At 69.7% G+C, this 26,338-nt stretch carries 26 protein-coding genes; 15 read left to right on the top strand and 11 right to left on the bottom strand.

Going from position 1 to position 26,338, the window contains the following annotated elements:
- Positions 1–43: 43 nt before the first annotated feature.
- The 9 genes from O5O43_RS11955 to O5O43_RS11915 all read left to right on the top strand — a co-directional run bounded on the left by O5O43_RS11955 (position 44) and on the right by O5O43_RS11915 (position 9,468).
- Positions 44–1,585: a Do family serine endopeptidase gene (locus O5O43_RS11955; RefSeq protein ID WP_271084116.1), complete on the top strand. Its 1,542-nt coding sequence runs from the start codon at positions 44–46 to the stop codon at positions 1,583–1,585.
- Positions 1,586–1,686: 101 nt separating this feature from the next.
- Complete coding sequence (locus O5O43_RS11950; RefSeq protein WP_271084115.1) at positions 1,687–2,358, top strand: response regulator transcription factor; 672 nt, start codon at positions 1,687–1,689, stop codon at positions 2,356–2,358.
- A gap of 76 nt (positions 2,359–2,434) precedes the next feature.
- Positions 2,435–2,833, top strand: a complete 399-nt coding sequence (locus tag O5O43_RS11945) for an endonuclease domain-containing protein (RefSeq protein ID WP_271084114.1) — start codon at positions 2,435–2,437, stop codon at positions 2,831–2,833.
- A gap of 7 nt (positions 2,834–2,840) precedes the next feature.
- Positions 2,841–4,256 carry a HAMP domain-containing sensor histidine kinase gene (locus O5O43_RS11940; RefSeq protein ID WP_271084113.1) on the top strand — a complete coding sequence of 472 codons (1,416 nt, stop codon included), beginning with the start codon at positions 2,841–2,843 and terminating at the stop codon, positions 4,254–4,256.
- The gene (locus tag O5O43_RS11935) at positions 4,253–7,144 is read left to right on the top strand and encodes a bifunctional [glutamine synthetase] adenylyltransferase/[glutamine synthetase]-adenylyl-L-tyrosine phosphorylase (protein WP_271084112.1); all 2,892 of its coding nucleotides are present in this window, start codon (positions 4,253–4,255) and stop codon (positions 7,142–7,144) included. Before O5O43_RS11940 ends, O5O43_RS11935 begins: the two co-directional genes overlap by 4 nt.
- Positions 7,145–7,216: 72 nt before the next feature.
- Positions 7,217–7,858, top strand: coding sequence for an EF-hand domain-containing protein (locus O5O43_RS11930; protein ID WP_271084111.1), 642 nt, complete (start codon positions 7,217–7,219; stop codon positions 7,856–7,858).
- Positions 7,859–7,934: 76 nt separating this feature from the next.
- Entirely contained in the window at positions 7,935–8,516 is a 582-nt protein-coding gene (locus O5O43_RS11925; RefSeq protein WP_271084110.1) for an RNA polymerase sigma factor, read from the top strand.
- Positions 8,513–8,962 (top strand): hypothetical protein, encoded by a 450-nt coding sequence (locus tag O5O43_RS11920; RefSeq protein WP_271084109.1) that lies wholly within the window; start codon positions 8,513–8,515, stop codon positions 8,960–8,962. The genes O5O43_RS11925 and O5O43_RS11920 overlap by 4 nt, the downstream gene beginning before the upstream one ends.
- Positions 8,959–9,468: a periplasmic heavy metal sensor gene (locus O5O43_RS11915; protein WP_271084108.1), complete on the top strand. Its 510-nt coding sequence runs from the start codon at positions 8,959–8,961 to the stop codon at positions 9,466–9,468. Before O5O43_RS11920 ends, O5O43_RS11915 begins: the two co-directional genes overlap by 4 nt.
- A gap of 188 nt (positions 9,469–9,656) precedes the next feature.
- Here the strand turns inward: O5O43_RS11915 and O5O43_RS11910 are convergent, their stop codons facing one another.
- From O5O43_RS11910 to O5O43_RS11900, 3 genes are all read right to left on the bottom strand, one after another.
- Entirely contained in the window at positions 9,657–12,083 is a 2,427-nt protein-coding gene (locus O5O43_RS11910) for an ATP-binding protein (RefSeq protein WP_271084107.1), read from the bottom strand.
- A 129-nt stretch (positions 12,084–12,212) separates the two neighbouring features.
- On the bottom strand, positions 12,213–12,785 hold the full coding sequence (locus O5O43_RS11905) for a hypothetical protein (protein ID WP_271084106.1): 573 nt from the start codon (positions 12,783–12,785) through the stop codon (positions 12,213–12,215).
- Between the two features lie 91 nt (positions 12,786–12,876).
- Positions 12,877–13,290, bottom strand: a complete 414-nt coding sequence (locus O5O43_RS11900; protein WP_271084105.1) for a CBS domain-containing protein — start codon at positions 13,288–13,290, stop codon at positions 12,877–12,879.
- Between the two features lie 187 nt (positions 13,291–13,477).
- Here O5O43_RS11900 and O5O43_RS11895 point away from each other — a divergent pair, with 187 nt between their 5' ends.
- The 3 genes from O5O43_RS11895 to O5O43_RS11885 all read left to right on the top strand — a co-directional run bounded on the left by O5O43_RS11895 (position 13,478) and on the right by O5O43_RS11885 (position 17,359).
- Positions 13,478–13,882: a hypothetical protein gene (locus tag O5O43_RS11895; protein WP_271084104.1), complete on the top strand. Its 405-nt coding sequence runs from the start codon at positions 13,478–13,480 to the stop codon at positions 13,880–13,882.
- Positions 13,883–13,965: 83 nt separating this feature from the next.
- Positions 13,966–15,471 carry an aldehyde dehydrogenase family protein gene (locus O5O43_RS11890; RefSeq protein WP_271084103.1) on the top strand — a complete coding sequence of 502 codons (1,506 nt, stop codon included), beginning with the start codon at positions 13,966–13,968 and terminating at the stop codon, positions 15,469–15,471.
- 940 nt (positions 15,472–16,411) lie between these two features.
- A complete protein-coding gene (locus O5O43_RS11885) occupies positions 16,412–17,359 on the top strand; it encodes an aspartyl protease family protein (protein ID WP_271084102.1) in 948 nt (315 codons plus the stop codon).
- Here the strand turns inward: O5O43_RS11885 and O5O43_RS11880 are convergent.
- The 6 genes from O5O43_RS11880 to O5O43_RS11855 all read right to left on the bottom strand — a co-directional run bounded on the left by O5O43_RS11880 (position 17,356) and on the right by O5O43_RS11855 (position 22,753).
- Complete coding sequence (locus tag O5O43_RS11880) at positions 17,356–18,618, bottom strand: glutamate-5-semialdehyde dehydrogenase (protein ID WP_271084101.1); 1,263 nt, start codon at positions 18,616–18,618, stop codon at positions 17,356–17,358. The genes O5O43_RS11885 and O5O43_RS11880 overlap by 4 nt on opposite strands.
- Positions 18,615–19,700, bottom strand: a complete 1,086-nt coding sequence (gene proB / locus O5O43_RS11875) for a glutamate 5-kinase (RefSeq protein ID WP_271084100.1) — start codon at positions 19,698–19,700, stop codon at positions 18,615–18,617. The genes O5O43_RS11880 and proB overlap by 4 nt, the downstream gene beginning before the upstream one ends.
- Before the next feature lie 132 nt (positions 19,701–19,832).
- Complete coding sequence (locus O5O43_RS11870) at positions 19,833–20,684, bottom strand: neutral zinc metallopeptidase (protein WP_271084099.1); 852 nt, start codon at positions 20,682–20,684, stop codon at positions 19,833–19,835.
- Between the two features lie 67 nt (positions 20,685–20,751).
- Positions 20,752–21,117 (bottom strand): hypothetical protein, encoded by a 366-nt coding sequence (locus O5O43_RS11865; RefSeq protein WP_271084098.1) that lies wholly within the window; start codon positions 21,115–21,117, stop codon positions 20,752–20,754.
- A 44-nt stretch (positions 21,118–21,161) separates the two neighbouring features.
- Positions 21,162–21,812: a methyltransferase gene (locus O5O43_RS11860; protein ID WP_271084097.1), complete on the bottom strand. Its 651-nt coding sequence runs from the start codon at positions 21,810–21,812 to the stop codon at positions 21,162–21,164.
- A complete protein-coding gene (locus O5O43_RS11855; protein ID WP_271084096.1) occupies positions 21,809–22,753 on the bottom strand; it encodes a fatty acid desaturase family protein in 945 nt (314 codons plus the stop codon). The genes O5O43_RS11860 and O5O43_RS11855 overlap by 4 nt, the downstream gene beginning before the upstream one ends.
- Positions 22,754–22,895: 142 nt before the next feature.
- Between O5O43_RS11855 and O5O43_RS11850 the strand changes: the two genes are divergently transcribed.
- Genes O5O43_RS11850 through O5O43_RS11840 form a run of 3 tightly spaced genes read left to right on the top strand, consistent with a single transcriptional unit; the run spans position 22,896 to position 24,476 of the window.
- Positions 22,896–23,297, top strand: a complete 402-nt coding sequence (locus tag O5O43_RS11850; RefSeq protein ID WP_271084095.1) for a hypothetical protein — start codon at positions 22,896–22,898, stop codon at positions 23,295–23,297.
- A complete protein-coding gene (locus O5O43_RS11845) occupies positions 23,297–23,500 on the top strand; it encodes a helix-turn-helix transcriptional regulator (RefSeq protein WP_271084094.1) in 204 nt (67 codons plus the stop codon). The genes O5O43_RS11850 and O5O43_RS11845 overlap by 1 nt, the downstream gene beginning before the upstream one ends.
- Positions 23,501–23,528: 28 nt before the next feature.
- The gene (locus O5O43_RS11840; protein ID WP_271084093.1) at positions 23,529–24,476 is read left to right on the top strand and encodes an alpha/beta hydrolase; all 948 of its coding nucleotides are present in this window, start codon (positions 23,529–23,531) and stop codon (positions 24,474–24,476) included.
- Positions 24,477–24,480: 4 nt separating this feature from the next.
- Here the strand turns inward: O5O43_RS11840 and O5O43_RS11835 are convergent, their stop codons facing one another.
- Together O5O43_RS11835 and O5O43_RS11830 are read right to left on the bottom strand one after the other, a co-directional pair.
- On the bottom strand, positions 24,481–25,305 hold the full coding sequence (locus O5O43_RS11835; protein ID WP_271084092.1) for an RsiV family protein: 825 nt from the start codon (positions 25,303–25,305) through the stop codon (positions 24,481–24,483).
- 13 nt (positions 25,306–25,318) lie between these two features.
- A complete protein-coding gene (locus O5O43_RS11830; RefSeq protein ID WP_271084091.1) occupies positions 25,319–26,338 on the bottom strand; it encodes a UbiA family prenyltransferase in 1,020 nt (339 codons plus the stop codon).

The following is a 26,338-nucleotide window of genomic DNA, read 5'->3' as shown; positions in this document are numbered from 1 at the left end:
GAAACGGGTCCGTCACGGACCATGAAGGATCGAAAAGACACCGATGCTGAAGCGCAAGGAATTCATCCTGGGGGCCGCCGTCGGCCTGACTTTCGCGGCCGCCGCGACCGCCGGGGGCGTGATCGACTGGCCCGGCGCCAACGCCGCCGAGGCGAGCGGGCGGCTGATCCCGTCCGCCGGCGCCTCGGGCCTCGCCTTCGCCCCGCCCCAGGGCGCGCCCCTCAGCTTCGCCGACATCTTCGATCAGGTCTCGCCCGCCGTCGTCCAGATCGACGTCGAGACCCCGATCGAACGTCCGCGCAGCGGCCTGATCCCGATCCCCGGCCTGCCTGGCTTCGGCTTCCAGGCGCCCCAGACCCCGGAAGCGGAACAGGGCGAGGACGCGCCGACCGCCCAGGGCGCCGGCTCCGGCTTCTTCATCTCGGCCGACGGCTTCATCGTCACCAACAACCACGTCGTCGCCAACGCCACCAAGATCACCGTCAAACTGTCGGACGGCCGTGAACTGCCCGGCCGTCTGGTCGGTCGCGATCAGGACACCGACCTGGCCGTGGTCAAGGTCGAGGGCTCGGACTTCAAGTTCGTCAGCTTCGAGGAAGCGGCCGAGCCGCGCGTCGGCGACTGGGTCATCGCGGTCGGCAATCCGTTCGGTCTCGGCGGCACGGCCACGGCCGGCATCGTCTCGGCTCGCGCCCGCGACATCGGCGACGGCACCACGCCCTACACCGACTATCTGCAGATCGACGCCGCCATCAACCGGGGCAACTCGGGCGGCCCGACCTTCGACATCTATGGCCGCGTGATCGGGGTCAACTCGGCGATCTTCTCGCCGACGGGCGGCTCGGTCGGCATCGGCTTCGCCATCCCGGCCTCGATCGCCAAGTCGGTGACAGATCGCCTGATGACAGGTCGGGCCATCGAGCGCGGCTATCTGGGCGTTACCATCGAGACCCTCAGCGACAGCGCGCGCGAAGCGGCTGATCTTCCAGAGGGTGCGTACGTGAACAGCGTAACGCCACGCGGCCCGGCGGATGTAGGCGGTCTCCGTGAAGGCGACCTGGTGGTCAAGCTGAATGGCCGGGATATCAAGACCTCCACAGAACTGACCCGCCAGGTCGGACAGGCTGCGCCCGGTGACGAGCTTCGCCTGGAAATCGTCCGCGAAGGTCGCCGTCAGACGCTCAGCATCCGCTCGGGCACGCGCCCGGCTGATATTCAAGCGGCACAGACGACTGAGGAAGGCGCTGAGCCGTCGCCTGGTCGGCCGGTCGCACCCGCGGGCGAAGTCATCGAAGGCCTGACCGTCGCGCCTTTGACCGATGGCCTGCGTTCGCGTTTCTCGATCTCCGAACGTGTCGAGGGCCTTGTCATCACGGGCGTTGCCGAAGGGTCTCGTGCCGCACGGGATGGCTACGAAGCCGGATTCGTCATCGTGCAGGCCAATCTGAGGCCGGTTCGGACAGTGGCGGACTTCCGGGCCGCTGTGGCTGCCGCGAAAGCAGCGGGCCGGGAAGGAATCTTCCTGTTGGTGCGAACACCGGCCGGCAATCGCTCCGTCGTACTCGAACTGGCCAAGGTGGAATGATCCGCCTCGGAGTGGTCCGCAGCCTGAACAAGGCTTAACTCCCCAAGTCGCCGCCGATGGACTACCGTCGGCGGCGATTGTGATTCCGGAGGGGCGGCCCAATGAAAATTCTCGTGGTCGAGGACGACGCCGAAGCCGCACAGGCCATGGTGCGCGGCCTGACCGAGGCCGGTCACAGCGCCAGCCATGCCATCGACGGCGCCTATGGCCTGCTGGAAGCGCAGAAGGGCGACTACGACGTCTATGTCGTGGACCGGATGATGCCCCGCCTGGACGGCATCGGCATGGTGGAGACCCTGAGGAAGGACGGCGACCAGACGCCGGTGCTCTTCCTGTCGGCCATGGGCGAGGTCGAGGACCGGATCACGGGCCTGAAGGCCGGCGGCGACGACTACCTGGTGAAGCCCTACGCCTTCGCCGAGCTGATCGCCCGGGTCGAGGCCCTGTCGCGCCGTCGCGAGACGGGCGGGGTCCAGACCGTGCTGAAGGTCGGCGACCTGGAGATGAACCTGATCGGCCGCACCGTGCATCGCGGCGCCACCGAGATCGACCTGCAGCCGCGCGAGTTCCAGCTTCTGGAGTTCCTGATGCGCCACGCCGGCCAGTCGGTGACCCGCACCATGCTGCTGGAGAAGGTGTGGGAATACCATTTCGACCCCCAGACCAACGTCATCGACGTCCACATCTCCCGCCTGCGCTCCAAGATCGACAAGGGCTTCGACAAGGCGATGCTGCAGACGGTGCGCGGGGCGGGGTATCGGCTGGAGGCGTAGGGACGAAAGACTTTCTCCCTCCCCTTCATGGGGAGGGTGGCCGAGCGCTGCGAGGTCGGGTGGGGAACTCCACGACTTGAAGGAAGCAACGACCAAGGCCCGAGCGATGCGCAAGGCGATGACCCCGCCGGAAGCGCGCCTGTGGCTCGGCCTCAAAGCTCTGCGACGAGAAGGCTATCATTTCAGGCGACAGACGCCGGTCCGAGGGTATTTCCTCGACTTCGTCTGCTTCAACCATCGTTTGATCATCGAGGTCGACGGCGCCTCGCATGAAACCGCAGACGGTGCGAAGAAGGACAGGATCAGGGACGCGGTGTTCGCTCAGGAAGGCTTCAGGACCTTGCGGTTCGACAATGCGATGATCCGCGACAACCTCGGCGACGTGGTGGAGTTCATCCGGCAAAAGCTGGGGGAGCACCCCACCCGGTCTCCGCTGCGCTCCGACCACCCTCCCCATGAAGGGGAGGGAGAATAGTTTGGCGATGCGTCTCCCCTCCCTCTTCCGCCGCACGCCCTTCCGGCTGACGCTGCTGTTCCTCGCCCTGTTCGCCGCGGCGGCCAGCGCGATCCTGGCCTACGTCTATATCGCCTCGGCCCAAGAGGCTCAGGCCAAGGCCGAAACGGACGTGCGCAGCGAGCTGCAGGCCCTGGTCGGCGTCTATGACAGCCGCGGCATCGACGCGCTCAACATGGCGGTCATCGACCGGACCCTGACGCGCAGCGCCTTCCTCTATCGGCTGATGGAGCCGGACGGGACCTTCATCACCTCCAGTCTCAGCGTCTCGCCCTTCGACGAGGCGCCGACGACGGAGGAGGCCTGGACCACCTTCACCATCACCGATACCGACCCCGACGGCCGCGTCATCCGGCCCCAGGTCCGCGCCGTCCAGATCAGGCTGAAGGGCGGGGAGGGACTGATCGTCGGCGAATCCCTGGGCGACACCGAGGCCTATCTCGGCCGTCTGACCCAGGCGTTGTGGATGGCCATGGGCATGGTGCTGCTGCTCGGTCTGGGCGGCGGCCTGCTGATCAGCCGTAACCTTGAACGCTCAATGGGGCGGCTGAACGCCGTCGTCGGTTCGGTGCAGGACGGCGACCTCAAGGCCCGCGTCGCCGTGCGCGGCACGGGTGACGAACTCGATGAACTCGGCGTCGGGCTGAACGGGATGCTGGACCGGCTGGAGCAGTCGATGGCTTCGATCCGCCACGCCGGCGACGCCATCGCCCACGATCTGCGCTCCCCCCTGACGCGGATGCGGGCCAAGCTGGAAGTCGCCCTGATCGACGCCGAGGCCGGCCGTGTCGACGGCGTCGACGCCCTGCAGGTCGCGCTGGACGAGGCGGACACCCTTCTGAAGACCTTCAACACCGTCCTCGCCATCGCCCGGCTCCAGGCGGCGGCCGGTCGGGTGCCCGACGCCGCCGTCTTCGACGCCGCCGACCTCGCCGCCGACATGGCCGAACTCTACGAGCCCGCCGCCGAGGACAAGGGTCTCGACTTCTCCGCCGAGATCGAGCGCGGCCTGCTGATCGAGGGGGCGCGGCCCTTCCTCGCCCAGGCCCTGGCCAACGTCATCGACAACGCCATCAAATACACCCCTGTCGGCGGGGCCGTCATGCTGCGCGCGCGCCGTCGCTCCTCGGGCGAGATCGAGTTCTCCGTCACCGACACTGGCCCCGGCGTGCCCGAGGAGGACCGCCCGCGCGTGATCGAACGCTTCGTCCGGCTCGACAACAGCCGCTCCGAGGCCGGATCGGGCCTGGGCCTGTCGCTGGTCGGCGCCGTCATGGAGGCTCACCTCGGCCGCATCCAACTGGATGAGGGCCCCGGCGCTTACGGCGGCTCCGGCCCGGGCCTCCGCGTCGCCCTGGTCCTGCCGCCCGCGAGCGACGGATGACCGAGGCGCCGCTGCTGGACCGGCTGGCTCCCTGCGGCCCGATCGTCGATGCGGAGGCGGCCCGCCGCGCCCGCGACCGCCTGACGCCCGCCGCCGCCGAGGCTGGCTGGAGCGCGACGCTCGACGCCGCCTGGCCTGCGCTTGCCCCCGTTTTCGCCGCCTCTCCCTATCTGTTCGGCCTCGCTCGCCGTTGGCCGGACATGTTGCACGCCGTTCTGACCGAGGCGCCCGACGCCCGGCTGGAGACCATCGCGGCCCGCACCATCGCCCTGACCGGCGGCGCCGACGACATGCGCTCGCCGCTCCGAAAGCTGAAGGCGGAACTTCACCTCCTGACCGCCCTCGCCGACCTTGGCGGGGTCTGGAGCCTGGATCAGGTCACCGGCGCCCTCAGCCGCTTCGCCGACGTCGCCTCCCGCGCCGCCCTGTCCGCCGTGGCCGAGGACCTGCGCCGACGCGGCAAGCTCCTGACCGCCGCCGACGACCGCTCGGGCCCCATCCCCGGCTTGTTCGGCCTGGCCATGGGCAAGCATGGCGCGAACGAGCTGAACTACTCCTCCGACATCGATCTTAGCCTCTTCTTCGACCCGGACCGCCTGGCCCCCGTCCTCGCCGAGGGGACGGAAGCCCAAGGCCTGATGAACCGCGTCGCCCAAGGCGTCGCGGGTTTGCTCAGCGAGCGCACCGCCGACGGCTACGTCTTCCGCGTCGACCTGCGCCTGCGCCCCGATCCATCCTCGACTCCGCCCGTCGTCGCCGTGCCCATGGCGCTGGATTACTACGAGGGCGTCGGACAGAACTGGGAGCGCGCCGCCTTCATCAAGGCCCGCGCCATCTGCGGCGATTTCGACGCCGCCCGCGATTTCCTGAAGGCCCTGGTCCCCTTCGTCTGGCGCCGCAGCCTCGACTATCAGGCCGTGCTCGACATCCAGTCGATCAAGCGGCAGATCCACGTCCACAAGACCGGCGAGGGACTGGAGGCGGCCGGCGCCAATCTGAAGCTCGGGCGCGGCGGCATCCGCGAGATCGAGTTCTATGCCCAGACCCAGCAGCTGATCCTCGGCGGCCGCGACCCGTCGCTGCGGTCCTCACGCACCGTCGACGCCCTGGCCGCCCTCGTCGCCAAGGGTCACCTTCCGGCCGAGGTCGCCGCCGAACTGACCGCCTTCTATATCGAGCTGCGCGGCCTCGAACACCGCGTCCAGATGCTCGAGGACGAACAGACACACATCCTGCCCGCCGATCCGACCCGCCGCGCCGCCGTCGCCGCCCTCTCGGGAGAAGACGATCTGGCCGCTTTCGACGCAGGCGTGGAGGCTGTCCTGATCGGCGTCAATCGTCGCTACGGCGCTCTGTTCGAGGGGGAGGAGGAGCTGTCCTCCCCCTTCGGCAGCCTCGTCTTCACCGGCGTCGACAATGACCCGGAGACCCTCGCCACCCTCGGCCGCATGGGCTTCTCCGAACCCGGCGCCGTGGCCGATACCATCCGCGCCTGGCACCACGGCCGGATCTCCGCGACCCGGTCGGCGCGGGGCCGCGAGCTGTTCACCCGGCTGGCTCCTCGCCTCCTGACGGCGCTCGCTCGCACCGGCGCCGCCGACGCCGCCTTCCGCCGGTTCTCGGTCTTCTTCTCCGGCCTGTCGGCGGGCGTGCAGATCCAGGCCCTGTTCCTGAACCAGCCCGAGCTGTTCGAGCGGATCGTCGGCGTCATGGCCTTCGCCCCGCGCCTCGCCCGGACGCTGGGCCGCTATCCGGCGGCGCTGGATTCCATGCTCGACGTCCGGTTCGAGACCGAGCTCGGGATCAACACCGGCCTGTTCGACCAGATGGCCGAGGAGGCGCAAGCCGCTGGCGACTTCGAGGGCGCCATGAACGCCGTGCGCCGCCTGCACCGCGAACAAGCCTTCCGCATCGGCATGCAGACCTTGACGGGCCGCGTCGGCCCTGAGGCGGCGGGCCGGGGGTTCACCAATCTGGCCGACGCCGTCATGCGCACCCTGGCGGCGGCGGCCCTGACCGAGACCGAGCGTCTGGGCGGCGCCATGGCCGGGGCGGTCGCGGTGATCGCCCTGGGCAAGGCCGGGTCGCGCGAGATGACGGCCGGGTCCGACCTCGACCTGATGACCGTCTATGGCGCGCCGTCCGACGCCACCTCCGCTGCGAAGGGCTGGTCGCCCGACGTCTTCTACGTCCGCTTCACCCAGCGACTGATCTCGGCCCTCTCGGCCCACACGGCCGAGGGCGGTCTCTACGAGGTCGACATGCGGCTGCGCCCCTCGGGCTCCAAGGGGCCGGTGTCCGTGCCCCTCTCGGGCTTTGAGGCCTATTACGCCGGCGAGGCCGCGACCTGGGAGTTCATGGCCCTGACCCGCGCCCGCGTCGCCTGGGCCAGCGATCCGGCCTTCGGCGCACAGGTGACGGCGGCCATCGAGGCGGCCCTGCGTCGCCCGCGTCCTGAGGTGGACACCGCCGGCGACGTCCGCGCCATGCGCGACCTGATGGCGCGCGAGCGGCCGGCCAAGGGCTTCTGGGACCTGAAGCTGATCCCCGGCGGCCTGGTGGACGCCGAGTTCGTCGGCCAGTTCCGCCAGCTCCAGGCCGCAGCCTCGGGCGGCCCCCTCAGCGTCTCCATCCTCGATCAGCTCGCGAACGATCCCGAGCTGGAGGACAGCTGGATCTTGCATCAGGCCCTGGCCCAGCTCCTGGCCTGCGCTTTCGACGACAAGGGCGATCCGGAAGGGGAGGGCGAGACCTTCCGTGCCCGCCTGGCCGAGGCGGCGGGCGAGGTGGACTTCCCGGCGCTGCGGCGTCGGCTGGAGACCACCCGCAGGGACGCCCGCCGGGCCTTTGAAAAGGCTCTACCTGCACCCCGCGACGGATCGTCCTAACTCGTCCGTTAGACCTTCCAAGACGGGGGTCTTGCGAGCGCATGTGCGGTCGCTCTTTTCGGAGACGAACAGATGAAGAAAACCATCCTGGCCGCTGGCGTCGCCGCCCTGGCCGTGCTCACCGCCGGGTCCGCCCTGGCGCAACAGGCGCCGCGCGGTCCGCGCGTAGACGCCGACCGCGACGGTCAGGTGACCCGCGCCGAGTTCGTCGACGCCCGCCTCGCCCGCCTGACCGCGATCGACGCCAACCGCGATGGCTCCGTCAGCGCCGAGGAGCGGCAGTCGGGCAGGGACACCCGCCGGAATCAGCGCGTTTCGGCGCGCTTCGAGACGCTCGACAAGAATGGTGACGGCGCGATCAGCCGTGAGGAGTTCACCGCTCCGCGCGAAGCCCGCGCCGACGGCGCCCGCCAGGGTCGCGGCCACCGCATGCAGGGCCCGCGCGGTCATCGCGGCCAATGGGCCGGGATGCGCGGTCATCGCGGCCAAGGGGCGCAGCGCGGCGAAGCGCCGGCCGTGTCGATCGCCGATGTCCGAACCCGTCTGACGACCCGGTTCGACCGCGTCGACACGAACCGCGACGGCGTCATCTCCGCCGAGGAACGCACCGCCGCCCGTCAGGCGATGCGTGAACAGCGCGGGGAGCGCCGCGCCGAACGGATGGCCCATCGCGCCGCCCGTCAGGCGTCGCCTTCCGCGCCCGCTTCGGAGTAAGACTATGGGGACGGTCGCGCTTCCCTGGCCGTCCCGCTTCGTCGCCAATCCGCCTGCACGTCGGGAAAGGGACCGCTTGGCTTCTGTCGTCGATCCCGACGAAGATCTGGTGCGCCGCGTGGGTCAGGGCGACCCCGCGGCCATTCAGGCGCTGGTGGCGCGCAAGCTGCCGCGCATGCTGGCCCTGGCCCAGCGGATGCTGGGCGACGCCGTCGAGGCCGAGGACGTGGCCCAGGAAGCCCTGCTGCGCGCCTGGAAACAGGCCCCACGCTGGACGCCGGGAAAGGCGAAGTTCGACACCTGGCTGCACCGGGTGGGGCTGAACCTTTGCTACGACCGCCTGCGTCGGCGTCGCGAGGTTCCGACCGAGATTTCCTTGGATCGACCCGACGAGGGTCCGGCCCCGGATCGCGGCATTCTGGCGGCCCAGCTGGGCGCGCAGGTGGACCGGGCGCTCGCCGCCCTGCCGCACCGCCAGCGCGAGGCCATTGTGCTGTGTCACTATCAGGAGCTGACCAATATCGAGGCCGCCGGCCTGATGTCGGTCAGTGTCGAGGCGCTGGAAAGCCTGTTGTCGCGGGGTCGCAGGACCCTCAGACAGGCCCTGGCGCATCTGGCCCCCGGCGCGGAACCGGCGGCCGAAGGAGGACGAGGATGACACCCAGGCGCATCGATGAGCGCATGGACGCGACGCGTTTCGGCGAAATGGCCGATGCCTACGGCGGCGACGTCCGCCGCTGGCCCGAAAGCGAGCGTGACGCCGCACGCGCCTGGATCGAGGCCAATTCGGAGGCCGAACGCATCCTGTTCGACGCGCGCCTGACCGACGCCGCCCTGTTCGCCTCGCCCAATCCGACCGTGTCCATGGCCCTGCGCGATCGCGTCCTCGCCTCGGCGGCCGCCGCCAGTCTGAAGGCTCGCGCGACTTGGCCCTCGTTGCGCAGGCTGCTGTGGATCGGCGGCGCCGGCTGGGCCGCCGCCGCCTGTGCGGGCGTGGTCTTCGGGACCAACCTCGGCGGCCATCTGGCGGCCCAGAGCCAGGCCGACGCCGTGCTGGAACAGGCCCTGCTCGGCGGTTTCGACGAGACCGAGGTGCTGGGATGAACGCCCGCACCCTGGCTATCGTTCTCGGCGGCGCCCTGGCCGTCTCGGTCGCGGTCAACGTCTTCGCCGCCACCGCCGCCTACACCGCCCTGAACGGTCAGGATCGGATGGAACGCCGTATGGACGAGAAGGGGCCCGACAACCGCCGCCCCTCCACGCGCGAACTGCTGCAGGCCCTCAGCCCCGAGGCGCGCGTCACCGTCAAACAGGCCCTGCGCGACGCCGGAATGGCCGCCCGGCCCGACTTCCAGCAGTCCCGCGAACTGCGCCGCCAGGCCGTGGCCGCCGCCGCCGCCCAACCCTATGACCCCGCTCGCGTCGAGGCCCTGCTGGATCAGTCGCGCGCCGCCGAACTGCGCGCACGCCGGACGCTGGAAGCCGACGCCATCGCCATTCTGGCCACCCTCTCTCCGGCCGACCGCGCCGCCTTCGCCCGCATCCTCGACAATCGCGGCAAGGGCGGCGGCGGGCGTGGGGATCACGCGGGCGAAGACCGACTGAAATAGGCGCCCCCCCCAATCGTCGGGGGTGGTCTTCTGTCTGAAATCACTGGAGAACCGCACGGATAACAGGGAAATCCTTGGGGGATCGGTGCAGCGTTTTCGTGTTCAGGAGTGGGTGTGGATCGGCGTGATCGCCATCGCCATACTGGTGATGATCGGCGTGGTCCTGGAGCCTTGGCTCACCCGGTGATCTAGGCCGCCTGCGCCTGTTCGACCGGGGCGACCGGCCGTTTCATCGGAATGTCGAAGCTCACCGTGGTGCCCACGCCCGGTTCCGACTCCATCAGCATCTCGCCCTTGTGCAGCTCGATCAGGGCCTTGGTCAGCGACAGGCCGAGACCGGTCCCTTGCGTGGTCTTGGAATGCTGGCCCTCGACCTGTTCGAAGGGCTGGGCCAGACGCGCCAGATCGGCGGCGGCGATGCCGATGCCGGTGTCGGTGACCGCGATCCGGACCCGGTCCTGATCCAGCCGTGACAAGGCCACCGTGATCTCCCCGCCCTCCGGCGTGAACTTCACCGCGTTGGAGATCAGGTTCAGCATCACCTGTTTCAGCCCGCGATAGTCGGCGTCGATCTCCGGCAGATCTGGCGCCTGCAAGGACAGGGTCAGCCCTGAGTCCTGCGCCTTGCCGCGCATCAGTCGGATCGCGTCCTCGCATACCTCGATCAGATCGACCGGCTCGTAGTGCAGTGTCATCTTGCCCGCCTCGATCTTGGCCATGTCGAGGATGTCGTTGATCAGGCTCAGCAGATGCTGGCCGGACTTCAGGATATCGGCGGCATAGCCCTTGTACTTGGGATCGCCCAGCGGGCCGAACATCTCGCCAGCCATGATCTCCGAGAAGCCGTTGATGGCGTTCAGCGGGGTCCGTAGCTCGTGGGACATGTTGGCCAGGAACTCGGACTTGGCCTGGTTGGCGGCCTCCGCCCGGGTCATGGCGACCTCGTATTTGCGGGCCAGCAGGCTCAGCTTCTCCTGGCTGGTCTCCAGCTGGTCGACCATGGTGCGCAAGCTGTCGGCCGCGCGCTGCCGCTCCAGCTCCTGACGGCGGATGGCGGTGACGTCCGCAGCGGTCACGACAGTTCCCCCGTCGCCGGTGAACCGCTCGGCCAGCTGCAGCACCCGCCCGTCGTAGAGCTCGACCTCGCGCGCCCCGGCGCGTCCTTCGGCCGAGGGACGCTCCTCCTTGATGGCCAGGGCGGCGATGCGGTTCAGCTCGTCCTTCATGGCGCCCTTACGAACGGCCTCGTCCGCGAACCCAAAGGCGTCCTTGAAGGCCTGGTTCCACAGGATCAGCCGGCCGTGCTTGTCGAACAGGACGAAGGCGTCCGACACGCTCTCGATCCCGTCGCGCAGGCGGTTCTCCGCCGACTGCGCCTGGGCCTTGGCCCGCCGCGCCTCGGTGATGTCGAGCGCGACGCCCAGGATCATCGAGAAGCCCTCGTCGCCGCGCGCGCCCCGCGCCTGCCCCCGCGCATCGATCCAGCGCGCGCCGCCGGTCGCCAGCGGCACGGGGAAGGTCACCTCGAAGGCGCCGAAGGTCGCGGCCTGACGCAGGGCGTGCTCGACCAGATCGCGATAGCGGGGCGCGATCCGCTCCATCACCGCCTCGGCGCTGACCGTGCCTCCGGCCGGCAGCCCCAGCAGCTCGGCCATGTAGTCCGAGACCACGACCTCGCCCTCGTTCAGGTCCCACTCCCAGACGCCGCAGCGCGCCGCCTCGACGGCGACGCGGAACCTGTGCTCGGTCTCGGCCCAGGCTCTCGACGCCCGCGACTGCCGCCACCGCTGGATGACGGCGAGTCCCAGCACCAGCACCCCCAGCCCCAGGGGCGCGATCAGCAACCACAGATCGCTGATGATGGCCGCCGCCCCCGTCGTCTCGGGCCGCCAGGCCACGACGGACAGACCGCTGTCCCCGACCGGAGCCGCCGCCGCCTCGATGGCCTCGTGCGCGCTCGGCGCGCCGTGAACACTCCCCTTGGCGGCGGTCAGGGTCGACAGTTCAAGCCCCAGGGTCTCTCTGAGCGAGGCGCCGGCCGCCCCCGCGATCAACCCTTCGGTCGGCGACACGACCAGGGTCCGGTCTCCGGCGTTGTCGGCCACGGGCGTGCGGGCCGCCAGGCCCGGGGCCTGGGACGCCGTGGTCAGAAGGGCGGTGCGGTCATGGCTGGCGCGCGGACCGGGCGTCCCGGACGCGGCGGCTGGACGGAAGTCGGAGGGGCGGGCTCCGGCCGCGGCCGAGGCCTCTCCGTCGGGAGCCACGACGGCGAAGGCGCTGTCCGGGGCGATGGCGCGCGCCGCCTCCAGCGCATCGAGCGGCCGCTCCGGCGCGGCCCTAAGGGTCTGGGCGGCGACGATCAGCCCGGCCCTGGCGCGCGCCAGTTCGGCATCCAGCTGCGCGGCTCCCAAGGCGGCGTCGCGGTGCAGGGCCTCGGCCTTCAGGGTCGCGGCCTCCCGCGCCGGCCGCGTGCTCTCGCGCGCGAACAGGACGACATAGATCGCAAGGCCCAGCGTCAGGGCGAGAACCAGCACCCGCCCCCAAGTCGGCAATCCTTCGGGACGGTCCCCCGACCGTCGTCCCGGCTGCTGAATGCGGCGATCGGCGCCCCGCAAATCTCTCTCCCGGACATGCTCGCGGCGTCCCGGCCGGGGCGGCAGGGTCAGGCGTTGGGCGATTCGACGACGCTTCGGAATCTAGGCTGCGTCGCGGAATCCTGTCGAGGTTTGGTTAACGAAACTCTTCTATGCGGCGTGCGCGCGAGTCCCCGGCGCCACAGCCTCGGGCGCGGGCGCCAGAACCTCGGTCACGGACTTGAGCACCTCGCGCGCCTGACGCGCCATGGCCAGGGTCTCGGGCGGTGCGTCGTCGGGGCTCTCCGCCACCGTGTCGATCAGTCTCTGGGCCAGCTCCATCAGGCGGGGGGCCGCTGCGATCAGCCGGGCCTGGAACTCGATCCGCTGGGGATCGCGATCGTACTCGGCCCCCGGCACGCGCCAGCCGCCCCAGTCTGCGGCGTCGGTGACCACGACCGGATAGGTGCCCGGATAGGGGTGATGCGGCACGTCCTCGGCCTGCTGCCACTTGTTGCGCGCCCGCAGCAGCCGCCAGTCGCCCAGCTCGGCGCCTGTCTCGTCCTCGGCCGGCAGCATCAGCTCGCTCGCCTGGAACTCGCGACCCAGGCCTACGTCATAGGTGACCTTGACCGGCTCCTCGAAACCCTTGGCCCAGACGGGCTGGACCTTCTCGATCTGGGCCCAGGCGCCGACGCACTCGACCCAGACTTTCTGGCCCTTCTGGAATTGCGCACGCGCCATAGTCACCCCTGTCTCTGACCTCGCAGCTTGCAGGATGGCCTGTTGACGCAGGGTTCAGAGACAGGGTGACGCGCGCGTTAACCTCGTCGGGTCAGTGAGGCTGGGAAATCGTCTCCAGCGCCTCGCCGGCGTAGCGCTCCTTCACACGGGTCGACAGGTCGCCGAGCGAGACGACGCCCACCAGCTTGCCGTGTTTGTCGACCACAGGCAGGCGTCGGATCTTGCCGCCGCCCATCAGGTCCAGCGCAGACTTCAGATCGTCGGTGTCCAGCACCGTCGTCGCGCCGGACGTCATCACTTCCGTCACCGCCGCAGAGGCGGGCTTGCCCTGCGCGACGCCGCGCACGGCGATGTCGCGATCGGTGATCGTCCCCACCAGGCTGTCGCCGTCGGCGACCGGCAGAAAGCCGAAGTCGCCGGACGCCATGCGCGAAGCCACCTCCTGAAGGGTGTCGCCCGTCCGGGCGACCTGGACGTCCTTGCTCATCACGTCACGAATTTTCACGACGGAAACTCCTCGTTGCTGCGTTGAACCCTTCGAACCCGCAGCAAAGCGTGGCGTTCCCCGGGCCCCAAGCGTGGCCGTTCATCAACCTGACTGTTCGACAACAGCGGGCTCAGACGCGTGTCAGCTTCACAGTGCTTTCCTCCTCTTCGCAGCCCACCCCGGGCGAACAGGAAGGAAGAAGAGCATGACGACCGCCCTCACGAAGAAAGCCCTGCTTTCTCTGCTGGCCGCGTCGGCGGTCGCGATCGCGACCCCGACCCTGGCGCAGGACCATGGCCGCCACGGCGGCGGTTATGGCGGCGGCTACGGCCAGGGCCACGGCGGCTGGAACGGCGGCGGAAACGGCGGCCTGAATGGCGAGCAGGCCCGCATCGCCCAGCGCATCGACCGCGCCGCCTACAACGGCCGCATCAGCCGCCGCGAGGCCCAGAACCTCCGTTACCAGCTGGAAGAGTACCAGCGCGTCGAGTGGCGCTACCGCCGCGACGGCCTGTCCCAGTGGGAACGCCGCGACCTGCAACAGCGCCTGGACCGCATCGAGCGCAACCTGCGTGACGAGCGCTGGGACCGCGACGGTCGCCGCTGGTAACCTCCCGACCGGCGTGACCGAGGGCCGCTTCCGAAAGGAGGCGGCCCTTTCGCTTTGCCAAGGCTCCAGCTAAGCCGCCGCCCATGACCGCGACCCTGACCGCAGCCCAATCCGCCCGCAGCCTCCTGACCCGCCTCGGCGTCGCGGAGAGCGCCTTCGACCCGGCCGGTCTGCCGACCCGCTCGCCCATCGACGGCTCGACCGGAGACCCCGTCCGCGCCGCCGACGCCGCCGCGACCGAGGCCGCCATCGCCGCCGCGACCTCGGCCTTCGACGCCTGGCGCCGCATTCCCGCGCCCCGTCGCGGCGAACTGGTCCGTCTGTTGGGCGAGGAGCTGCGCGTCGCAAAGGCCGACCTCGCCATGCTGGTCACGCTCGAGGCTGGCAAGATCGTCTCGGAGGGCCTCGGCGAGGTTCAGGAGATGATCGACATCTGCGACTTCGCCGTCGGTCTCTCGCGCCAGCTCTACGGCCTGACCCTGCCCAGCGAGCGCCCCGGCCACCACATGCGCGAGACCTGGCAGCCGCTGGGGCCCGTCGCTGTCATCTCCGCTTTCAACTTCCCCGTCGCCGTCTGGGCCTGGAACGCCGCCTTGGCCCTCGTCTGCGGCGACCCGGTGATCTGGAAGCCGTCGGAGAAGACGCCCCTGACCGCCCTCGCCACCCACGCCGTGATGCAGCGCGCCCTGGCCCGCTTCGGCGACGCCCCCGAAGGCCTCGTCCAGCTCCTCGTCGGCGGCCGCGAGGTGGGCGAGGCCCTTGCCGCCGATCCGCGCGTGGCCCTCGTTTCCGCCACCGGCTCCACCCGGATGGGCAAGGCCGTCGCTGTGACCGTCGCCGGCCGCCTCGGCCGCTCCCTGCTGGAGCTCGGCGGCAGCAACGCCATGATCGTCACGCCCAGCGCCGACATGGACATGGCCGTCCGCGCCATCGCCTTCTCCGCCGTCGGCACCGCCGGCCAGCGCTGTACGACCCTGCGTCGCCTGCTGGTCCATGAAGATATCGCCGATGCTCTGCTGGACAGGGTGGCCAAGGCCTACGCCACCCTGCCCATCGGGGACCCGCGTCAGGACGGCGTCCTGGTCGGCCCCCTGATCGACGAGGACGCCGCGCTCGGCTTCGACCGCGCCCTCGCCCAGGCCGTCGAACAGGGCGGCCAGATCGTCGTCGGGGGAACCCGTGACGGCTCCTATGTCCGCCCCGCTATCGTCCGCATGCCGGCCCAGAGCGCCGTCGTGCAGCACGAGACCTTCGCCCCCATCCTCTACGTCCTGACGTGGAAGACCTTCGACGAGGCCGTCGCCATGCAGAACGCCGTCCCCCAGGGCTTGAGCTCCTGCGTCTTCACCGACAGCGTCCGCGACGCCGAGGCCTTCCTCTCGGCCTGGGGCTCCGACTGCGGCATCGCCAATGTCAACATCGGCCCCTCGGGCGCCGAGATCGGCGGCGCCTTCGGCGGCGAGAAGGACACCGGCGGCGGCCGCGAATCCGGCTCCGACGCCTGGAAAGCCTATATGCGCCGCCAGACCCAGACCGTGAACTTCTCGTCGGAGCTGCCGCTGGCGCAAGGCGTCCAGTTCGACGTCTGACCTGGTAGTCCCTCTCCCGGCGGGAGAGGGCTTGAGCGCACTGCGGCGCAAGCCGTCGTTCTTGCGCGAAAGGGTGAGGGGTCAACCTGTCCTTCGGCGTAAGCCGTCGCACTGCCACGGCTCACGCCGACTTCGACACCAGCCCCTCACCCTTTCGGGTTTGCGGATCGCTCCGCTCTCCGAACCTCAAGCCCTCTCCCGCCGGGAGAGGGTCCAAGCGTCGATACCCATCAACGAATGCCCGAATTCGTCCAGCGAATTCAACGCCCGGCTCCATTTAAGCCCATTATCGCAGGCGCCCCTCAAACCGGGCGTACACTCTTTCCCATCCCGTCGTTGGGGAAGGCGTCCTGGGCCCAGGACCCGGACGTGCGGCGGGGCCGATCGTAACGGGGTTGTCCGAGGGGCGTGAAACCTCGGAGCCCGGCGGGCCTGAGCCCGCCGCCCGTCGCGGGCCTATCGCCTGAGGGTCCAAAGGACTCGGGACCTGTGGTCGGTCATCGTTGCGACGATGATGCAGACCCCTCCCGGGGTGTCCGTACACCCGCTGGGCGACGCTCGCGGACCCGGTCGGGGACGGAGCCTTCGGCGCGAGCCGAAAAACATTCATCGGTCCCCGTAACGCGAAAGCAGGGGGCCATCTCGGTTCCGGGCGACCGCCCAGGCTCCGTCGACTTCCCCAACCCGTTCGCAGCGGAGGAACGATGACGCGTGTCTGAACAACAGTATCTCCCTCCCACCTGGGGGAGGGTGGTTGAGCCCAAGGCGAAACCGGGTGGGGGCGGCAAGGCAAGGCCCCGCAGACCTGTGTCCGCGTCGGCCGGCCGCCCCCACCCGACCTCGCTCCGCTCGGCCACCCTCCCCCAAGTGGGAGGGAGAAACTCTAATCCGCGACCCCTAACGCCTCGACACCGCCCCATCCCGTCCCCACTGTCACCCCATGAACCGCCGCGCCTTCCTGACCCGCGCCGTGCTCGTCGCCGCGGGCCTCGGCGGCGCATGGTGGTTGCGGGACCATGTGCTGTGGCGCGATCCCGCCGTGGTTTTCGGACCGGACAACTCCAGCGGCTGGCTCCCCTATGACGAGGGTCGCGCCTCCGTCCCCACCGTCCGCGTCAGCGTCGCCGGCCAGTCCATCCGCGCCCTCGTCGATTCCGGCGCTCAGTATTCGGTCATCGATCGCGGCCTGTTCGACCGGCTCGGCCTAACCCAGGCCTTCGATATCCCCCTCGTCGCCTACGGCGTCGGCGGCGGACCCCAGATGGGGCGGGGCGTGACCCTCGACATCGCGGTCGGGGCCATGCGGATCGAGGCCCTGCGCGCCGCCATCCTGTCGCTAGGCCCGCTGGCGGTGGGGGAGGGGCTCGGCGCCCCCCTGATCCTCGGTCAGGACGTCCTCAGCGAGACCGTGCTGGAACTGGACACGGCGGAACGCCGCATGCGCTTCCTGCCCCGCGAAGGCCACGCCCTGCCCGAGGACGTCGCCGCCATCCCGGTCACGAAGGCGGGCGGCGCGCTGACGACTGAGGTCACCGTCGAGGGTGCGACGGTCCAAGCGGTGGTCGACACCGGCGCCTCGGCCCTGCTGGCCCTGTCGCGCGAGGCGGCGGAGGGGGCGGGCCTGCTCGACGGTCGCCCGGCCGAACGCGGGGCCAGCATCGTGCTGGGCGGCTCCATCGACAGCCGGATCGTCCGATCCCGGACCATCACCGTCGGCGACCAGATCTATCGCGACGCCCCGACCCCGATCTATGCCGACGTCCCCCTGCCGGGCTTCCCCGCCGCCCTGGTCGGGATGGAGGCCTTCACGGGTCGCAGGCTGGTTCTGGATCTCGGCGGCGGCAAGCTCCACGCCTCCCGGCCGCTGGACCTCACCATCGGCCGCTAGGGCCGCGTCTGCCCCGTTCCCTGCACCACATATTTGTAGCTGGTCAGCTGCTCGGCCCCGACCGGCCCCCTCGCATGGAGCCTCGACGTCGAAATCCCGATCTCGCCCCCGAACCCGAACTCGCCCCCGTCCGCGAACTGGGTGGAGGCGTTCCATAGCACGATGGCGCTGTCGACGCGGTTCAGGAACTCAGCCGCCGCCGCCTCGTCCTCGGCCACGATCGCATCGGTGTGGCCCGATCCATACCGCCGGATATGGGCTGCGGCCGCCTCCAGCCCGTCCACCACCCGAACCGCCAGGATCGGCGCCAGGAACTCCCGCCCCCAGTCGTCGTCGCTCGCCGCCGTCATGGCCGGGACCAGCGCCCGGGCCTCGTCATCGCCCCGAAGCTCGCACCCCGCCGCGATCAGGGCCTCCGCCACCTCCGGCAGCAGACGCCCCGCCGCCGCCCGGTCCACCAGCAAGGTCTCGGTCGATCCGCACACGGAGGTCCGCCGCATCTTGGCGTTCACCACCACGTCCCGCGCCATCCCGACCTCGGCCGAGCCATGCAGATAGGTGTGGTTGATCCCCTCCAGATGCCCCAGCACCGGAACCCGCGCCTCCGCCTGCACCCGCGCCACCAGGCTCTTGCCGCCCCGCGGGATCAACAGGTCGATGGCGCCGCCCAGCCCGGTCAGCAGGGCGCCGACCGCCGCCCGGTCGGGCGTATCCACCAACTGCACTGCGTCCTCCGGCAGGCCCGCCGCCCTCAGCCCCTCGACTACCGCCTCATGGATCGCCAGCGAACTGTCCAGACAGTCCGATCCGCATCGCAGGATCGCGACATTGCCCGATCGCAGGCACAGGGCCGCCGCATCCGCCGTCACATTGGGCCGGCTCTCGTAGATGATGGCCAGCACCCCGATCGGCGTCCGGACCCGCGCGAAATCCAGGCCGTTCGGTCGGGTCCAGCGGGCGGTCTCAACCCCCACGGGATCCGGAAAGGCCGCGACCTCGTCCACCGCCGCCGCCATGGCCTCGATGCGGCCCGGCGTCAGGGCCAGCCGGTCGATCTGGGCCTCGGCCATGCCGTTTGTCCGGGACCGGTCGATGTCACACCCGTTGGCGGCCAGAATCGCGTCGGCCCGGTCGCGGATGGCTGTCGCCATGGCCGAGAGGGCCGCCGAACGCACCTCGGCAGAGGCGATGCGGACGGCGTCCGCCGCCGCTCTGGCCCGGGCCCCCATTGCCATCATCCGGGCGCCCAGATCGCTCATCCGTGCAGCACGAGGTCGTCGCGATGAATGGCCACGCCAGGACCCTTGTAGCCGACCAGGTCCTCGATCTCGCCCGAGTGACGGCCCCGGATTTTCTCCATTTGGTCGGCGGCATAGGCGGCCAGACCGACGCCCAGGACCCCGCCGTCGGCGGCAACGATCCGCACGCAGTCGCCCCGGTCGAACCGGCCCTCCACCGACTTCACGCCCGACGCCAAGAGGCTGCGTCCGCCAGCCAGCGCCTGGGCGGCGCCGTGATCGACCGTGAGGGCGCCGGCGGGTTCGAGGCTGCCGGCGATCCAAGACTTGTAGGCCTGCAAGGGCGTGGCCGACGCCGTGATCAGACTGGCTCGAGCGCCCGATGCAACAGCGCTGAGCGGCCGTCCCGTCAGGCCCGAGACAATCAGGGTGGCGCAGCCGGCCGAGCGGGCGATCCGCGCCGCCTCCAGCTTGGTCGCCATCCCGCCCGTGCCCACGGCCGCGTCCGCATTGGCCCCGCCCGCCATGGCCAGAACCTCCGGGGTCAGGCTTTCGATCAGCGGCAGATGCTCCGCCTCCGGGTCGCGACGCGGATCGGCGGTGTACAGACCATCGACGTCCGACAGCAGGACCAACAAGTCCGCCCGGACCAGCTGGGCCGTTCGGGCGGCCAGTCGGTCGTTGTCGCCGTAGCGAATCTCCTCCGTAGCGACGGTGTCGTTCTCGTTGACCACGGGGACGACGCCGAGCTTCAGCAGGGCCTCCAGGGTCGCTCTGGCGTTCAGCCACCGCCGGCGGCGTTCGGTATCGTCGCGGGTCAGCAGGACCTGGCCGGGGGTCAGGCCTGCGCTCGCCAGCGCGGCCTCCCAGGCGTGCATCAGCAGGGACTGGCCGACGGCGGCGGCGGCCTGCTTCTCGTCGAGCCGGGCGTTCTTCTCCAGGCCGAGGCGGCCCCGGCCGAGGGCGACCGCGCCCGACGACACCACGACGACCTGGCGGCCCTGGGCCCTGACGGCGGCGATGTCGGCGGCGAGGCCGGCCAGCCAGACGGTGGCGGGGGCTTTCTGGTCCACGACCAGGGATGAGCCGACTTTGACCACCATGCGTCGCGCCGCTCGGAGGCTGGCGGCGGCGGTAGGACGGTCGGCGGTTGTCACGGCAGGGGAGGTCACGCCAAGGAGCATGCCGCGCCGTTTGCGCTGCAACAAGCGGTCAGGCTGACCCTTCTAAAGGCATTAAAGACCCTGGAAGGTGTCGCAGCTGGCCGGGTCGCCGGTCTGATATCCGCGCTGAAGCCATTCCATGCGCTGGGCCGAAGAGCCGTGGGTGAAGCTTTCGGGGCTGACCCGACCGCCGGACCGACGTTGCAGGGTGTCGTCGCCGATGGCCGACGCGGTGCGCAGGCCTTCCTCCAGATCGCCTTGTTCGACCGCGACCTCGCCGCCCGAGACCGAGGCCGCGTTGGCGGCCCAGACCCCGGCGTAGCAATCGGCCTGGAGCTCCAGCGCGACCGAATACCGGTTCGCCTCGCCCTCGGAGGAGGCGCGCTGCTGGGCCTGTTGCACCTGTTCGGAGGCCCCGGTCAGGGTCTGGACGTGGTGGCCGATCTCGTGGGCCAGGACATAGGCGCGAGCGAAGTCGGCGCCGGAGGCCCCCAGCTGGGTCTCCATCTCCTGCCAGAAGGAAAGGTCCAGATAGACCTGACGATCGGTCGGGCAATAGAAGGGGCCCATCGCCGACTGGCCGAAGCCGCAGCCGGTCGGCGTGCCCTGCTCGTAGATCACGATATTGTCCGGCGGCCGGTAACCCGACAGCTTGGAGGCCCAGACGTCGTTGATGTTGCGGCCGACGATGTCGACGAACAGGCCGGCCTGATCCTCGGGCGTGCCTTGCTTGCCTTCTTGGGTCGCGCTGGCCTGACCCAGGCTGGAGGCGACCTGCTGCGTCGTCGAGGGGTCGATGCCGAAGACGAAATAGCCGATGGCCGCCAGGACCATCACGCCGATGCCGCCGCCCGCGACGGCGCCGCCGCCCATGCCTCGGCGATCCTCGATCCCGCCGCCCCGCTGTCCGCCCTGCCAACGCATCGTCGCCTCCCGTTTGTCCTGACCAAGCTAGGCCGGAACGCGGCGAGAGGGGAAGGGATGCAATCGCTCAGTGCGGGGCGCGATCCAGCCAGCTGTCGATCTGGCCGACGCCGGCGGCGGTCGCCTCGCGCCGGGCGGTCGCGGCTTCTCTGGCGCGGCGCTGGGCGTCCAAGGAGGGGGCGACCGCGACGAGGGGGATGTAGGGCTCCGGCTGACGCTGGCCGCGGATTTCCATCTCGGTCAGACGGGCGTTCAACTGCTGTTGACGAACGAAGGCAGCCTGCTGTTCGGACTGGAGCCGCTGAATCTCCATGCGGTCGCGCAGCCGGTCGGCGAGCGGGTCGCCGATGTACGGCTGGCCGGGCGCGTAGGTCTGCGCCGAGACCGCTCCGGCGGCCGTGATCAGGACGATGGCGATAAGGGCGGTGCGCATCGCTCAAAGATGGGACCGAACCGCCTCGCGACCAAGCGTGGCCGCTAGTCCAGTTCGAACACCGAACTGCGCTTGACGGCGAAGTCTTCGAGCTCGCGCGTCGTCGGCACCTGATACTCGGCCAGATGACTCAGGCCATCGGCGTTGAAGTAGGTTCTATGGGGGTCGCCGATGAAGACGCGGATCCCCTGCGCCCGCGCAGCCCTGAGCCAGGCCATGACTCGCTCGGTCATCGGCTTTTCGTAGCAGACGTCGCCGGCGCAGATCACATCGACCTCGGGTGGCGGGGCGTCCAGCAGGTTGCGGTCGGTGAAGGACAGGGCGACGCCGTTGGCCTCGGCGTTCAGGGCGACGGCCGCATCGCAGAAGGGATCGATGTCGGCGGCCAGGACGCGGGTCGCACCCGCTTTCATCGCCGCGATCCCGACCAGACCGGAGCCGGTTGCAAAGTCGAGGACGGTTCGCCCGGCGAAGACCTCGGGATGGTCCAGCACCCAGCGGGCCAGTCCCTGCCCGCCTGACCAGGCGAAGGCCCAGAACGGCGGCGGCAGGCCCAATTCGCCTAACTCCTCCTCCGTCAGCTTCCAGATCGGGGTGATCTCGTCGGCCAGCCACAGTGAGATTTCGGGCGCGTGAGGCACGGCTTGAAGCCGGGTGTTTTCGAGAATGAAGGCGCGGGGGTCGGCGATGCTCACGCGGGCTTCGACGCCGCCTGTCTCAGGACGCTGACATAGCCCCGGGCCACCTCCATCCGACGGCCAGGCTCCGTCGCCCGAACCGCCTGGTGAAGGCGAGGCAGGCTCCAACAGGGCACGTGCATGAACAGGTGGTGCTCTGCGTGGAAATTGACCCAATAGGGGGCGATCAGGGCGCGCTCCCACCAACTCGCGCGGGTGGTGCGGGCTGCGCGGAAAGGGTCGACAGCCGAACCCTCGACGCAGGCGTGTTCGGCTATGTTCCGAAGCCGCGTCACCAGCGGAAACCAGGTCGCCATCGGCAGGAGCCACAGGGAGAACCACGCCCACCATACGCCGGCCGCGAAGAAGCCCGCGAGCATGGCGGCATTGACCAGCAGGAAGGGCAGAACCGACCGGCCGGTGACGATGGCCTCATAGTCGTGTGCTGCGCCCGCTGTGGCCCGGTTCCTCAGCATCGCCAGGGGAAGCAGCACCCGCTGTTTGAAAAAGGTCTGGCCGGTCAGGTCGCGGATCATCTTTCGACCCAGGGACGCGCCCGAGACAGGGAAGGGCGCCGACAGGACCAGATCAGGGTCCTCGGCCTGCTGGGCGAAGCGGTGGTGAGACAGGTGATAGGGGCGGTAAGCGTTCAGGGACGCGCCAATCGGTACGGCGCAGAGCCAGTGGCCGAGGAAATCGTTGAGCTTCAGATTCTTCGCCAAGGCTCCGTGGGCGGCCTCGTGCATCAGGATCGCAAGGCCGAGCTGGCGCGTGCCGATGATCATCACGCAGAGCGGGATCAAGATCGGCTGCCAGACGCCGGCGGCGATGCCTAGCGCGATTACGCCCCAGCAGTGAAGGACCAGCAGCGGCCCCTTCCACGCCGACCGCGACTGAAAGGGCGCCCAGTCGCTGGGAGCGAACAGGTCGGCAGGGGAGATGCGCGGGGCGGCGGGCATGGGTCGATGATAGGCCGGCCGCGGGAATCGACCAAGCGGTCTGCGGCGGGGGAGGATATGTCAGCACGACCTGACAAAGTCATGTTGACCTGACAGAACCTGCATGTCATGTAAGCCTTACATTAAGTCAGGAGCTCACGACATGACGCGCTGGAAAAACGGTACGCCCGCCGACCGCAGATACGTTATCCGAACAATGGCCTTCACCATTCCCTACGTCGCCGTGAACGTCGTCGCCATTTTCGGCGCCTTCGATGAGATCATCGGTAAACCCGCCGCCTGGGCCTTGGCGGTCGTCGTCTCCGCGCCCATCGTCGGATGGATCTGGTCGATCCTGAGCCTGATGCGGGACTCCGACGAATTCATGCGGGCGCTGATGGCCAAGCGGTTCGTCGTCGCTGCGGGCATGGCCATGGCGATCGCCAGCTTCTGGGGCTTTGGAGAGAGCTACGCCAACGCGCCGCACATCCCGAACTGGATGATCTTCCCCCTGTTCTGGGCTTGTTTCGGCATCGTGACCCCCTTCATCCGGACCTCGCACTGATGAAGAACCGGCTGAAGCTCCTCCGCACGGAGAGGGGATGGACCCAGGAACAACTGGGTCAGGCGCTGGGTGTTTCCCGCCAGGCCGTCAACGCCCTGGAGACAGAGAAGCACGACCCGTCCCTCGACCTCGCCTACCGCATCGCCGCCCTGTTCGAGCGACCGGTGGAAGCGGTCTTCGACAACCCCCACACTGACGCCTAGGTCAGCCGAACCTTACAAGGACATCGCCATGCTGCATTTCCGCCACCTCGTCGGGCGCTCGACCCTGCGCGCCCTGTTCCTGGCCTCGGCCGCCGCGCTCGCGGTCGGGGGGACGCTCTTCGTCGCGACCCAGGCTCGGGGCGAGCCCGCCCCGGCAATCCGTACCATGCCCTTCGTGTCGGACCGGCTGTCGGTTGAGGTGATTGGAGAAGGTCCCGACGTCATCCTGATTCCCGGTCTGGCGTCTTCGCGCGAGGTCTGGCGTCTGCTGGCGACGCGTCTGGCCGCGACGCACCGGGTTCATTTGGTGCAAATGGCAGGTTTCGCCGGCGAGCCCTGGAGCCACGGCGACGGTCCATTCGTCGCGCCCGCCGTGGACGAACTGGCCCGCTATGTCGCCGAGGCCGGTCTGGAGAAGCCCGCCGTGATCGGCCATTCCATGGGCGCGCTTCTGGGCCTGCGTCTGGCCCAGACCCATCCGGAGGCCGTGGGGCGGCTGATGAGCGTGGACAGCCTGCCCTTCTTCAGCGCCCTCTACGGTCCCACTGCGACGGCCGAGACCGTCCGCCCCTTCGCCGAACAGGCGCGCGCCGGATTGCTGGCGGAAACCGAACCGGAGGCCAAGCGCAGCCGGGGCCTGGTCACCGCGGCGGGCATGGCGCGGGACGTGGCTATCCGCGCCGAGATCGCCGACTGGACCGTCACGAGCGACAACCACGCGGTCGCCTCGGCCATGGCCGATGTCATGACCACCGACGCCCGGCCGGGACTAGCCGCCATGACGATCCCGGTGACAGCCCTCTATGCGAGCGATATCGACGGCGGGGCGCCGCCCGCGATGGCTCAGGCGTTGTGGGAGCGCGAGTATGCGACGCTTCCCGGCGTGACCCTGATCCGCGTGGACGGCAGCCGCCATTTCATCATGGCCGATCAGCCGGAGCGGTTCGACGAACTGGTAGACGCGTTCCTGAAGTAGGCGGTCAGTCCTGAGGCTTTGGCTCGCCGGCGAACTCGTCGGCATAGGCCGGGACCAGCAGCGACCGGAAAGCGCTCTGCGGCACCGTCACCTCATAGGGTCCCTCGGCATAGGACCCCACCTGATACGGCCCGATCAGGAAGACCAGACCGCCGGCCTTGCCGGGCTGGGTCCCGGTGGCCAAAACGAAGGGCACGGTCGAGGCGCGCGGGCATTTCCACATTTCGCCGCCGGTCAGGGAGATGGTCTGGGCCTGCGGGTCGCGCTTCTTCTTCTCGGCGTTGACGGCGGCGCACAGGGCGATGTCGAGCGCCGACAGGTCGCCGGACTTGAACAGGTCGGCCGCCGCCACTTCGCGCTTCAGGGCCTTGTCCCACAGGATCGCGGCGAAGGACGAGTTGGGGTGGACCCCGCCCGTGTACTCGCTGTCGGTTCGGATCAGGCTGAACAGCTTGCCGGTCTCGGCGCCGGGGGTGATGGCGATTTCCTTGCTGTAGGCGCCGACGCCCTCGTCGCCGCCGGCCTCGGTGCGGTCGGCCTGGGCGCCTTCGGAAAACTCGCGCAGGTCGCGGACGGCGGCGGCGTAGAGGCGGGCGTGCAGGTCGGGCTGGCTCTTGATCGCGATCGGCAGCGTCAGGTTCACCTCAGCGAACGGGGTCTTGGATTCGAAGGCCATGGGAGCGGCGGCGTCGGCCGGGGTGACCATCGCTCCGGCGCCGGCGGTGGGCGCCGGCGCAGCGGCCTTGTCCTCGGCCTTGTCGCGATTGCAGCCAGCCAGGGTCGCGGCGACGGCGAGGCTGAGGGCAAGCATGCGAAGGGGGGCGGTCATGGCGAACTCCGGGTCAGAGGGCGAAGGTTAGCGTGCCGAGAGCGATGGCCGCCAGCAGGATCAGACCCGCCTCGCGGTTGGACTTGAACAGTTTCAGCGCCAGGGCGCCGTCCTCGGGCCGCAGAGCGCGGATCTGCCAGGCCAGATGGGCGGCGTAGGCGGCGACGCCGAGATAGAAGGGGGCCCCCAGTTCAGCGACGGCTCCGGCCGCCACGGCCGACAGCACCGCCAGTCCGTAGAAGGCCGCGACGCCGGTTCGGACGCCCGTGCCGAGGCGTCTGGCCGAGGACTTCACTCCGACCATGGCGTCGTCCTCGATGTCCTGCAGGGCGTAGATGGTGTCGTAGCCGAGTGTCCAGAAAACGCCGCCAACCCACAGCAGGATGGCCGCGATCGTCAGCTCTCCGTTGACGCCGGGTGCGACGGCGAAGGTCAGCCATTCGCCGCTCATGACCTTCCACTGGCCGCTGGCCCAGACGAGGAAGCTCAGGGCGCCGGTCGCGGCGGCGTAGCCCATCAGGGCGCCCCAGTTGAAGGTCAGGCCCAGCCAGGCCTGGGGCCACCAAGTGATGCGCTTCATGAAGGGATAGGCGGCGACCAGTGCCAGGGAGCCGACGCCCAACAGGACCGCCGTCAGGTTCAGGGTCACGAGGATGGCTAGGCTGACGAGACTGCACCCGATGACGAACCGCCAGGCCTCGCGGACGCTGATCCGACCGGAGGCGACGGGACGCGCCGCCGTGCGGGCGACCTTCAGGTCGATGTCGCGATCGACGATGTCGTTGAAGGCGCAGCCCGCCGCCCGCATCAGACAGGCCCCGATGGCGAAACCGGCGAACAGCCACAAATCATAGAGGTCGGGCGTCGACCGGTGCTGGCTCAGCGCGAGGGCGATCCCCTGCCAGCCGGGAAGCAGCAGCAGCCAGACGCCGATGGGCCGGTCGAACCGGCCAAGCTTCAGCCAGGGCTTCAGCCCCTCGGGCGCGCGGGCGTCGACCCAGTTCAGGCCGGCGTCGGGGAGGGGCGCCGACAT

The organism is Brevundimonas sp. NIBR11 (assembly GCF_027912535.1).
Lineage (GTDB): Bacteria > Pseudomonadota > Alphaproteobacteria > Caulobacterales > Caulobacteraceae > Brevundimonas.
The sequence above is the reverse complement of the archived record's forward strand: the minus strand, read 5'-3'. Positions and strand labels throughout refer to the sequence as shown.